8 protein-coding genes are annotated in these 11,346 nt (G+C 72.8%); all 8 read right to left on the bottom strand.

Features of this window, described 5'->3' with window-relative positions:
* Positions 1-333: 333 nt before the first annotated feature.
* Positions 334-1,134: an AfsR/SARP family transcriptional regulator gene (locus ACFP1K_RS27555; protein WP_380758550.1), complete on the bottom strand. Its 801-nt coding sequence runs from the start codon at positions 1,132-1,134 to the stop codon at positions 334-336.
* A gap of 1,140 nt (positions 1,135-2,274) precedes the next feature.
* The gene (locus tag ACFP1K_RS27550) at positions 2,275-2,769 is read right to left on the bottom strand and encodes a cupin domain-containing protein (RefSeq protein WP_380758548.1); all 495 of its coding nucleotides are present in this window, start codon (positions 2,767-2,769) and stop codon (positions 2,275-2,277) included.
* Between the two features lie 88 nt (positions 2,770-2,857).
* Entirely contained in the window at positions 2,858-4,294 is a 1,437-nt protein-coding gene (locus ACFP1K_RS27545; protein WP_380758546.1) for an RsmB/NOP family class I SAM-dependent RNA methyltransferase, read from the bottom strand.
* Positions 4,295-4,614: 320 nt separating this feature from the next.
* Positions 4,615-5,550 (bottom strand): methionyl-tRNA formyltransferase, encoded by a 936-nt coding sequence (fmt, locus tag ACFP1K_RS27540; RefSeq protein ID WP_380758544.1) that lies wholly within the window; start codon positions 5,548-5,550, stop codon positions 4,615-4,617.
* A 4-nt stretch (positions 5,551-5,554) separates the two neighbouring features.
* On the bottom strand, positions 5,555-6,103 hold the full coding sequence (def, locus tag ACFP1K_RS27535; RefSeq protein ID WP_380758542.1) for a peptide deformylase: 549 nt from the start codon (positions 6,101-6,103) through the stop codon (positions 5,555-5,557).
* Between the two features lie 110 nt (positions 6,104-6,213).
* On the bottom strand, positions 6,214-7,584 hold the full coding sequence (locus tag ACFP1K_RS27530) for a hypothetical protein (protein ID WP_380758540.1): 1,371 nt from the start codon (positions 7,582-7,584) through the stop codon (positions 6,214-6,216).
* A gap of 95 nt (positions 7,585-7,679) precedes the next feature.
* On the bottom strand, positions 7,680-9,599 hold the full coding sequence (locus tag ACFP1K_RS27525) for a hypothetical protein (protein ID WP_380758538.1): 1,920 nt from the start codon (positions 9,597-9,599) through the stop codon (positions 7,680-7,682).
* A 50-nt stretch (positions 9,600-9,649) separates the two neighbouring features.
* Positions 9,650-11,245, bottom strand: coding sequence for a hypothetical protein (locus ACFP1K_RS27520; RefSeq protein ID WP_380758613.1), 1,596 nt, complete (start codon positions 11,243-11,245; stop codon positions 9,650-9,652).
* Positions 11,246-11,346: the final 101 nt, after the last annotated feature.

The raw sequence follows: 11,346 nt of genomic DNA, 5'->3' as shown, positions 1-11,346 counted from the left end.
CGAATCTCGTATTCGATCGGGGTGCGCATCACCATGGCGCTGTGGCGTGGTCGCCGGTCATGGAAGATCTCCAGGAACTCGGAGATCGCTGGTTCGCGCCTTTCTTGGCGGCCATGCGATGACGCGCCGGTGAACGTGGAGCGTCGCGGCCGCATCAGGCACCCGAGAACACGTGCTACCGGCCGTATGCCGGGCTATGTCACTTTTACCGGAAACGCACGCCGCATCACATGGGTCCCGCAGGTGAGGCAAGACAGCAGCCGTACTTCCCGCACCTCTGGTCGCCGGTGGTGCCCGGCGCGCCCCGGCGGATCTACCGCGTCACGTACGTGGTCAACCGGCTCCGCCGCCTACCACCATCGTCGCGACCCGAGGGTATTCGAGCTGGTCGTCCTGACGCAGAACGGCGAGCTGGATCCTCTTGAGGGAACCCGACGGCTCGATGCCGAGCTCCGCCACCAGGCGCCGGCGAATCGCCTCGTAGACGGTGAGAGACTCGGCGGTCCTGCCAGCTCGATAGAGCGCGATCATCAGCTGTGCGTGCACCGTCTCCCAGGTGGGAAACCTCGAGGTCAGTTCATAAAGCTCGCCGATAATGTGCTTGTGGCGCCCGAGGTTCAGTTCGAGTTGGATCAGCATCTCGTAGGCGGCGTTCCGCTCCTCCTCGAACGCCCGCGCCGCGCATGCGAGGACCACCGAGTCTCGCAGATCGCGAAAGGGGTCGCCTCGCCACAGCGACAGCGCTTGCCTGAGCTGCCTGGTCGCGGACTCCAGACGACGTTCCCGGACGCTCTGCCTCGCCTCGACGACCAGATCGCGGAAGTCGTGGACATCCAGCTGATGGCATTCCAGATCTATCGCGTACCCGTCCGGCGCCGTGACCACGGTGCCGGGATCGACTCCGGCGTTCGCCAGGTACTTCCGTAACCTGGAGACGTTCACTTGAAGTGCCGTGAACGACGTGCGAGGCCGCTCACTGGGCCACAGGGCACTCAGAAGTTGATCAGCCGAGACGACGCGCCCCGCATCGACACACAGGTGAGCGAGCAGCATCCGTTGCCGTAAGGAACCCGGCGTGATCCTGCTGCCGGCGGCGTCCAATACCTCCAGTGGGCCAAGCAGTGAGATCTTCATTGGCGCGGAGCCTCGCATGGCCCGCCGTTGTCCAGCAAGGATTGCTTGCGGCGCCACAGCGGCTGGGTGGCCGAGCCCGTGATGAGGGTGTTCACCTGTGCTCCTTCGCCTTCGAGCAGCGGGTCGATCTCATGGTTAAGATCAAGCGGCTCACAAGTGCAAGCCGGTACCGGTAAGTCTCGTGCGCGTCGGCGAGGGTGGTGCCGATCAGCTCGGACATCAGCGTGGGTGTGCAGCGGTATCGGAGTCGCGAGGCCATCACCGGCTCCGCCCAGAGGTCACCGAGATCGACCATCGCACCCCCGTCGCGATATGACGGGACGAGCCCCGCGGCCACGCCCAAGGTCGGCCGGGATAATCGCGGAGTCGATAGCGGCACCGTGATGAGCGCGCTGTCCAGCAGATCGGAAACCCGGCACCGAACATCGCACATAGGAACATCTCAGCGTCGCGAAAGGCTTGGAAGGCACATCCATTTACTTGGGACGAGCACATTCAGGTCGGTCAGAGGGCCGCCGTTTCAGAAGCGCGTTGTGTTCCGAGTACAGCCACACCGGTCCGCCAGCTGATGCGATGAATTGGAGTCACATCCGAGTATGCCGATGTTTCATGACATCCAGGAGTCAGTCACATGACATTCAGGAGTCAGCCCATGTCACGTTTGTGCTAACATCGACCACTCGTGATATTCCCACCCCACCCCGGCAACGTCAAGATAAATTTTTGTTTCGCCGGGATCCACCCACCACACCGGGACCAGCCGGAAGGAGAGATGCCTCATGAGCCGACGCGTCCCCGGCGAGCTCAGCGGCAATTGAATCGTCAAGCTTTTCCGCGCCTGCTCCCGCTCCCGCGGCATCCGCGCCACCTCCGGCACTCGCATGCCAGTGGGTTACCGCGTACGAAAATCTTGATCATATCCCGCAGCCTTGCCTGCCTAAATGTGGGATATCGCTAACAGCTCCAGCGAAAAATTAGCAAGGCTCATCATCATGTCATCCCGATATTCCGACCCTATGACACGGGCATGACTCCCCCAGTCACGTCCTGACCGCGACCGGGCTTGATCCGGTTTGCCGGGCACCTCGGCGCCCGCCGGCGGCGCGGACGGCCCTGCCCGTCCCCACCGGCGGCGCCGCGTCAGACCATGTACTGGTCGTGGCGCCGGTACAGCTCCGTCCACTCCTCGGCGGTGAGGGTGCGACCGGACACGGCGATCTCGGCCAGCTCCTCGAAGTACGCCTCCCTAGGCGCGCCCGGCGCGAAGTGCAGCAGCATCGAGGCGGGCTCACCCGACTCGTTGCGGAACGCGTGCACGCCCCCGGGGGGCACATGCAGGAAGTCCCCCGGCCTGGCCTCGATCCAGGAGCCGCCGTCGAACAGCCGCACGGTCCCCGACAGCACGTAGAACGACTCGGCCATGGTGCGGTGGTAGTGCGCCGACGGGCCGCTCGGTCGTGGCCCCATGTCCCACCGGTACAGCCCGAACAGCCCGGCCGTGGTGGCCCCGGTGGCGAGATAGCTCACCTCGGTGCCGCCCGCGCCGATGGTCAGATCGGGCTCCTGCCCGGCAGGCCGGTACGCGGCCGTCGGCAGCCCCCGCTCCCCGAAGTACAGCGCCGCTGGATACGACATGACGTCCCCTCCCGCTCCCCGGCGGCCCCCGCGTTCCCCGTGGCGCCGCCGTCACCGATCATCCCACGCGGCCGTCCGCGGGCGTCGCTCAGGACACCTTGCGCAGGAGGGCGAGGAACATCGCGTCGGTGCCGTGGCGGTGCGGCCAGAACTGGGCGTGCGGGCCGTCGCCGAGGCCGCCGATCTCGTCCAGGTAGCGGCGGGCGGGCAGGACCTCCACGCCGCCCGCGCGCTTCACCACGTCGTCGACCACGACCGCGGTCTCGGCCAGGTGGGGGGAGCACGTCACGTACGCCACCACGCCGCCGGGGCGGGCCGAGTCGAGGGCGGAGGTGAGCAGGCGGCGTTGCAGGGCGGTGAAGTCGGGGACGCTCTCGGGGACACGCCGCCAGCGGGCCTCGGGGCGGCGGCGCAGCGCGCCGAGGCCGGTGCAGGGCGCGTCCACCAGGACCCGGTCGAACACCCCCGACCGCCAGGCGGGCTCTGCGCCGTCCGCGGTGATCACCCCGGCCCGGCGGGTCGCCCGCCAGACCAGGCGGGACCGGTGGAAGCGCAGGTCGGCGGCCAGCAGGTTGCGGCCCTCCTGCACGGCGAGCGCGTCCAGCAGGCCCGCCTTGCCGCCGGGGCCCGCGCACATGTCCAGCCAGGTGCGGTCCGGCCCCTCGACCGGCACGCGGGTCAGCGCCAGGGCGACCAGCTGGCTGGCCTCGTCCTGGACGGCGGCTCGCCCGTCGGCGACCGCCTGGACGGCCCCCGGGTCGCCCTCGGGGAGGTAGGCCGCGTACGGCGAGAAGCGGGAGGCGATGGCCCCCGCGTCCACCAGCTCGCCCACCGAGCTGCGCCCCGGCCAGGCGACCAGGGTCACCCCGGGCCGCTCGTTGTCGGCGGCGAGCAGCTCGGCCGTCTCGCGCAGGTCGCCGCCGAGGGCGTCGCGGAAAGCCGAGACGATCCACCGGGGGTGGCTGTGCGCGACGGCGAGGTGGCCTAGGGGGTCCTGCTCCTGGTCGGGGGCCACGATGGGCAGCCACTGCTCGAGGTCCCGGCTCGCGATCTTGCGCAGCACGGCGTTGGCGAACCGCGACGCGCCGGCCCCGACGCGCAGCCGCACCAGGTCGACGGTGGCGCTGACCGCCGCGTGCGGGGGGACGCGCGTCTTGAGCAGCTGGTGCGCGCCGAGGCGGATCGCGTCCAGCAGCGGCGGGTCGATCTCCTCCGGCGGCCGGTCGCTGCACATCGCGATGATCGCGTCATACGTGCCGAGCCCGCGCAGCGTCCCATAGGCCAGCTCGGTGGCCAGCGCCGCGTCGCGTCCCGCCAGTCCCCGATCCCGCAACAACGACGGCAACATCAGATTGGCGTACGCGTCCCGCTCGTCGACGGCCCGCAACAGGTCGTAAGCGACATTCCGCGCCTCGTCCCGCTCCGGCCGCCGCCTCCCCTTCCCCCCTGCCCGAGCCCGCCCCTGCCCCCCGGAGCCCCCGGAAGAACGCCCCTGCCCACCGGACCCCCCACCCGCCCCGGACACGCGCCCCTGGCCGGCGGACGCCCCACCCGCCCCGGACGAACGGCTCTGACGCCCAGAGGACCCCGACGAACGCCCCTCACCACCAGACGAACCACCCGAACCGGCAGAACGGCCCTGACGCCCGGAGGAGCCCGACGAACGCCCCTCACCGCCGGACGAACCACCCGAACCGGCGGAACGGCCCTGGCGGCCGGAGGAGCCGGGTGAGCGGTCCTCGGGCGGGGTGGAGGGGCGGGCCCGCCGGTTGGACGGGTCGCCGGTGTCGCGGCCGGGGCGGCCGGCGGCCTGGGTCACGGTGCTCCCAAAGTCATGATCGTCTTTCAGGGTCGGCCGAGGCGGTCGTCCGGGGACGGGCGTACGCCGCGGGCCCACTCGCCCGCGGTCATCTGGCGCTTGCCCTGGGACTGGACGTCGCCGAGCAGGACCGGGTGGGTCGCGGTGCCCACCAGCACCGTGTCCTTGCCTGCGGCGATCTCGCCGGGGGCGAGGCGCCCGGCGTCGGGAGCGGGACGGACGGGGCCGAGCTTGAGGCGCGTGTCGCGGAACTCGGTCCAGGCGCCGGGCGCCGGCGTGCAGGCGCGGATCAGCCGGTCGACGCGCATGGCGGGCGCCGACCAGTCGACCCGTGCGTCGGGCGCCTCGAGCTTGGAGGCGTAGGTGACGCCGTCGGCGGGCTGGGGACGGGCGTGCAGCGTGCCGTCCTCGACGCCGTCCAGCGTGGCGACCAGCAGGCCCGCGCCCGACTCGGCGAGACGGCCGAGCAGCTCGCCGCTGGTGTCGGACGGCCGGATCTCCTCGGTCACCACGCCGTACACCGGCCCGGCGTCGAGCTCCTTGACGATCTGGAACGTCGCCGCCCCGGTGATCGCGTCACCGTGCAGCACGGCGTGCTGCACGGGGGCGGCGCCGCGCCAGGCGGGCAGCAGCGAGAAGTGGAGGTTGATCCACCCGAACTTGGGGATGTCCAGCGCCCGCTGCGGCAGCAGGGCGCCGTACGCCACCACCGGGCAGCAGTCGGGCCCGATGGCCGCCAGCCGGGCCAGGAACTCGGGGTCGCCCGCCTTGGCGGGCTTCAGCACCTCGATGCCGGCGGACTCGGCCAGCTCGGCGACCGGGCTGGAGTGGACCTTGCGCCCCCGGCCGGACTGGGCGTCCGGGCGGGTCACCACGGCCACCACCTCGTGGCGGGGCGAGTCGAGCAGCGCGCGCAGGGGCGGCAGGGCGGTGTCCGGGGTTCCGGCGAAGACGAGGCGCACGGGGCTACAGGGCCTTGCCTTGAGTGACGTGCGGGGAGACCTTCACCACGGGGGCGGACAGGCCGCTCCACTCGGCCTCGCGGATCGCCTTCATCGCCAGCTTGCGCTGCTTGGCGTCCAGGCGGTCGATGAACAGCACGCCGTCGAGGTGGTCGGTCTCGTGCTGCACGCACCGGGCCAGCAGGTCGGTGCCCTCGACGGTGATCGGCTCGCCGTGCATGTCGAAGCCCTTGGCGACGGCGCGGATGGCCCGCGGCGTCGGGAAGGCGAGCCCGGGGAACGACAGGCAGCCCTCCTCGCCCTCCTCGTCCAGCTCGTCGCCGAGGTCGAGGGTGGGGTTGATCAGGTGACCGAGCGTCTCGTCCACGTAGTAGGTGAACACACGCAGCCCGACGCCGATCTGGGGCGCGGCGAGGCCGGCCCCCGGCGCGTCCATCATGGTGTCGGTGAGGTCCTTGACGAGCTTGCGCAGCTCCTTGTCGAAGTCCGTGACCGGCTCCGCGGGGGTGCGCAGCACCGGATCGCCGAACAGGCGGATCGACTGAATGGGCACGGACGACTCCGTTCAGATCAGGACGTGAGGGGCCCCACCAGTTTATGGCTCATCACCGCCACCCCGGTCGGCCCTGTGGACGAGGCCCGCACGGGTGGCACGGTGGGGGGTCAGCGGGAGCGGGACTTCATGGCGGCCTTGCGGGCGGCCTTGGCGGTGACGGTGTCGGGGTGGCGGGTGGCGAGGAGGTCCAGCACGGCGAGGGCGTCGGGGTGGGGGCTGCGGCTGATGTCCTCGATGAGGCGCAGCAGCTCGTCGCCCGGCTCCAGCGCCTCGAACTCGCCCATCGCCTCCTGCACGTCCGGGATGTACAGCAGCGTGGCAAGCGTGTCGACCGCGAGCCAGGTGCCGTCCTCCTCGCTCAGCGCGGGGGCGTCCAGGTCGCGCACGCCGAGCCACACGGCGGCGTGCCGCCACATCGCGGGCTCGGCGAGGGCCTCCCGCATGGCGGGCTCGGCCTCGGGGCCCATCTCCTCCAGCACGGTGCCGATCACCCCGCGCTGCCCGGCCGTGCCGGACGCCGCCACCTTGATCAGCTCACGGGCGGCGTCCTCGGCGGCCCGCCGCTCCACCCACAGCGTGGGGGCGCTGGACGGGGCCTGGCCCGACAGCATGGCCTCCACCAGCTCGACCGCGCTGAGCTCGGCGAACTCCTCGACCTCCGACAGCAGCGGCGCGTCGTGCCCCTCGCGCAGGAGGTCCTGCCGGACCGCCCACACCCCGAGCGGCGACAGGCGCACCGCGTCGCCGTCCTGCCGGAACAGGCCGCAGTACCGCAGCAGGTCGAGGGCGCCGTCCAGCTCGGCGGGCAGGATCTCGCGCAGCCGCCGCATCTCCCCCGGCCGGGCCTGGCAGGCGATCTCGTGCGCCTGGAGCATGCCCTCGACCAGGGCGCCGTAGGTGATGCCGTCGGTGGTGGCGTAGATGGTGGCGAGCATCTCGGTCAGGTGCTCGTCGACCACGGCGGAGCCGGTCAGGCCCTCGTCGGTGCGGTCGAGCACGTCCATCACCACGCCGTCCCAGAACTCCAGCAGGCCGGGCGGCAGGCCGGGGCCGGGGGACGCGCTCGCCCGGCTGATCCGCAGCAGGCCGGTGTTGACCGCGACGATCCAGACCAGGCGCAGCCGCGCGAGGTCCAGGCCGAGATCGGCCACGGCCAGGTCGGCGTCCTCGGGCAGAGGCATGCCCTCGGGGGTCACCTCGCGGCTGCCGGTCCAGCCGGCCAGCCGGACGGCGTCGCGGACGAGCGGGACCTCCAGCACCGAGGCGGCGAGTTCTTCGGGGTCGGCGAGCTCGACCGGGGGGAAGCTGAGGACGTCGGCCGCGGGGACGGCGCGGTCGGAACGGTCGTCGCCATCGTCGCCACCCGCCAGCTCGGCGAGCATCGACTCACGCTCCTCGCTGGGGACGTTCCCCAGCTCGTCGATGAGATTGCGCAGCTCGCCAAGATCAAAGATCCCGCCGTCCCCGGTGTTCGCCATTCAGGCAACTTACTCCACACCAGCCACACGCGAAGACCCATGCCCGACGTTGACCAAGACCGTTCCGGCAGGGCGCGGGAAGAACCGCCGGCCGGTCAGTGAATGCCGCGGGACCGGGCCTTGAACGCGGCCTTGCGGGCCGCCTTGGCGACGTCCTTGTCGGGCAGATGGCGGCCGAGGAGGTCCAGGACCTCGGCGACGTCGGGGTGGTCGACCCGCCACATCTCCTCGATGACCTGCGTGGACGGGCGGGCCGCCGCCAGGGCGCGGGCGAACCCGGCCGAGTCGTCGTCCGCGGTGGGCACGGCCACGGCCAGCGTGTCGACGTTCATCCAGAGGATCTCCTCCGGCGTGAGCTCCGGGGCGTCCAGCCCGTGGCGGTCCAGCCAGCGGACGGCGTGCGGGCGCAGCTCCGGGTCGTCCAGGAAGGCGCGCACCGACGGGGCCGCCTCCGGCCCGAGCCGGTCGACGACGCCGGCGGCGACGCCACGGCGCGGCGCCTCGGCCCCCCGGACGGCCTCCAGGAGGTCGTGGGCCGCCTCGGCGGGGGTACGGCGCTCCAGCCACCGGGCGATGTCCAGCTCGGCCTGTGCGGGCGTCACACCGCCGAGCAGCGCGGCGACCAGACCCTCGGCGTCCCCTCCGGCGGGGTCCGGCGCGACCGGAGCGGTCATCCCCATCCGGGAGTACACCTCCCGCAGCCCCCACAGCCCGTGCGGCGTCAGCCGCACCGCCTCCTCGGCCCGCTCGACGGTGCCGAACCGGGCCAGCTCGTCCATCGCCACGGCCAGCGCGTCCAACGGCTCGTCCGGCCCGTCCAGCGGGTCGTCCGATGAGTGGGCCGGGGCGCTCGGCGGCTCGCCGGGCCCGCTCGCCGGGTGGGCCGGCACGCGCGGTGCGGCGGCCCGCGGGCCGGTCGTGTCGTGGGACGTCCCGGAGGGCCCGCCGTGCGCGGCCGGCGGGTCGCGCTCGTCGGTGCCCCAGACGCCGGACAGGTGGTCGCCGAAGGTCTCGAGAGGCAAGGGCTCCGGGGAGCGGTAGAGCAGGTCGTGCAGGACGAGCAGCTCGGCGTCGACCTGGGGGGAGCCGGTGACCTGGGCGAGCGGGCCGCCGGTGAGGAAGGCGACGGTGCCCGCCCACAGGTCGAGCACCTCCTCGTCGTCCCTGGCCGCCAGCGGGCGGAAGCCTTCGGGCACCGCGACGGCGCCCTTGGGTCCCTTGGCCGCCTTGTCTCCCTTGGTCGCCTTGTCTCCGTTGTCGTCCTTGTACACCTCGGCCAGGCCGACGGAGAGGGCGAGCTCCCAGGCGAGGGCGGGGGCCGGGACGCCGAGGTCGGCGGTGATGCGCCGGGCGTCGCGCACCCGCAGCGCGCCCCGGGCGGTCGGGGTATGGCCGCCGTCCCGCATCCAGACCACCACCTGGTGGGCGTGCCGCAGCAGGCCGTCCGCGCGGACGGCCTCGGCCACCTCCTCCGGCGCGGGGAGCCGCACGGCGGGCAGCGGGGAGCACTCCCAGCAGTCGCACGCCTCGGACTCCGCCGCCTGGCGCACCGGGCGCGGCACCGCGGGGAAACCGCTCGGGAACGGCTGGGGCGGGCCGTCCAGGGCCTCGTCGTCGGCACCCATCGCGGCGAACAGGCTCTTGGCCATGCCGAACTTGGTGGTGTCGGCCAGCGCGGCCGGCATCTCGGGCGCGATCTCGGTGATGCGGTCGCGCATGCGGGCGGCCATCTTGGTGCCGATCTCCCCGCTGTCCAGCAGGAAGTCGACCAGTGTGAGTGACGCCGCGACGGTCTCCTCCGCGCTCTCCGGCGGCGCGATGACCTTGCGGGGATAGATGTCCAGGAGCAGCTGCTCGAACGTCGCGGGCGTGATGTCGGCGAGCTCGCCGACGTTGAGATAGTCGCTGGCGTAGTCGCACAGGAGCCGGATCTCCTCGACATCCACCTCGATGTCCTTCGAGCGCCCCCACGCCCGGATCTCCTCGATGGCCCCGTTCACCCATTCGATCGACACAGGGAGAAACTAACGGCTTACTAACAGCACCGCGAATCGGCGACCGCCGGTCAGATCAGATCCATGGGATCCATACACACCCGGACCAGGTCGGGAGCCTTGCGAGCGGACCGCACGCCCGCCGCCGCCTTCAGCTCTCTGGCGAGCGCGCCGCCGATGCTCCAGGGCACCCGGAGCATCGCGCGCTCCTCCTCGACGGCCGGGCGGCCGGGGGTCTCGACCGGCACCGGGCCGAGCATCTGGGTCTCGCGGGGCAGCCGCAGCGAGACGATCATCTCGCGCACGGCGGCCGGGGGGCCGGTGAGGGTGGCCATCCGCACGGCCGGGGGGAAGCCGAGGACCGTGCGGTCGGTGAGCTCGCGCTCGGCGTGGGTGACGGGGTCCCAGCGGATCAGGGCCTGCACGGGCGGAAGCGACGAGTCGGCCAGCACCACCAGCTCGGCGGACGGGCGCAGCAGGGCCGCCGCGTTCATCCAGCGACGCAGGGTCTCCTCGGTGGCGCGCAGGTCGGGACGGCCGAGCAGGGCCCAGCCGTCCAGCAGCACCGCGGCGGCGTACCCGCCCTCGGCGACCGGCTCCGCCCCGGGGGTGGCGACCACCAGGGCGGGGGTCGCCTCGACGGTGGCGAGCACCGCGTCCCGTCCCGAGGTCTTCACCGGCACGGCTGGAAACGCCCGGCCGAGCTCTTCGGCGGTGCGCCGCGCGCCCACCACGAGGGCGCGGAAGCGGTCGCCGCCGCAGATCCGGCAGCGCCAGCCTCCGGCGATCCGCCCGCACCACCGGCAGTACGGCGCGGCGTGCCCGCCACGCAGCGCCAGCGGCCCCCCGCACAGGGCGGGCTGCACCGCCTCCCCCGGCCGGGAGGCGTCACCCGGCCGAGCGTCCCCCGGCCGGGCATCACCCAGCCGAACGTCACCCAGCCGGGCATCACCCAGCCGAGAAGCGTCACCCCGCCGAGAAGCGTCACCCAGCCGGGGCGCGTCGCTCTCGGCCGGGTGGGTGTCCAGGACCAGGCCGCTCAGCGTGCTCTCGCGGGGGCGGTGGCGCCGGGGGACGGGCGGGGTGCCGGGGAGGTCGTGGGGTTCCGGCACGGGGAGAGAGGGCTGGGTGCAGCGGGACGGGGTGCGGCAGTGGAGGCACGCCAGGGCGGGGAGGTAGCCGCGGCGGGGGACCTGGATGAGGACCGGGCCCGTGGTGAGGCCGTGCTTGAGCGCCGTCCAGGCCACGGTGGGCAGGCGTGCCGCGCGGGCCGCCGCGTCCCTGGCCAGGTCGGCGTCCTCCCCCGCGGGCCGCACCCTCGGGGCGTACCGCCGGAGGGCCTCCCTGGAGGGGTTGATCTGCCGCGCCCAGCCCGAGGCGACCAGCCGCGCCGCCTCGGCCGTGCGCGCGTGGCCCGCGATGAGCATGGCCGCGCCGGTCTGGTGGGCCCGCAGCCCCAGGATCTCCCGCGTGTGCGGGTACGGCGCCAGCCGCTCGGCGTGCAGATCGTCCCCGTCGTCCCACACCACCACCAGCCCGAGGTCACGCACCGGCGCGAACGCCGCCCCCCGTGTCCCCACCACCGCCCGCACCTCCCCCCGCAGGACCCGCAACCACCGCCGATACCGCTCGGCGGGCCCCAGGTCCGCCGTGATCGTGACGTACATTCCCTCCCCCACCAGCCGCCGCAACGCCGTGTCGACCAGTGCCACATCCTTCCCGTCCGGCACCACGACCAGCGCCCCCCGCCCCCCTCGCAGCGCCGCCG

This window comes from Sphaerisporangium aureirubrum (assembly GCF_042658925.1).
Classification (GTDB): domain Bacteria; phylum Actinomycetota; class Actinomycetes; order Streptosporangiales; family Streptosporangiaceae; genus Sphaerisporangium; species Sphaerisporangium aureirubrum.
This window is presented reverse-complemented; position numbering and strand designations above follow the sequence as displayed.

Bases quoted from the DNA above. Each gene is read 5' to 3' on its own strand.
- ACFP1K_RS27555 (WP_380758550.1), bottom strand. From the start codon at position 1,134: ATGAAGATCTCACTGCTTGGCCCACTGGAGGTATTGGACGCCGCCGGC.
- ACFP1K_RS27550 (WP_380758548.1), bottom strand. From the start codon at position 2,769: ATGTCGTATCCAGCGGCGCTGTACTTCGGGGAGCGGGGGCTGCCGACG.
- ACFP1K_RS27530 (WP_380758540.1), bottom strand. From the start codon at position 7,584: ATGGCGAACACCGGGGACGGCGGGATCTTTGATCTTGGCGAGCTGCGC.
- ACFP1K_RS27520 (WP_380758613.1), bottom strand. From the start codon at position 11,245: ATGTACGTCACGATCACGGCGGACCTGGGGCCCGCCGAGCGGTATCGG.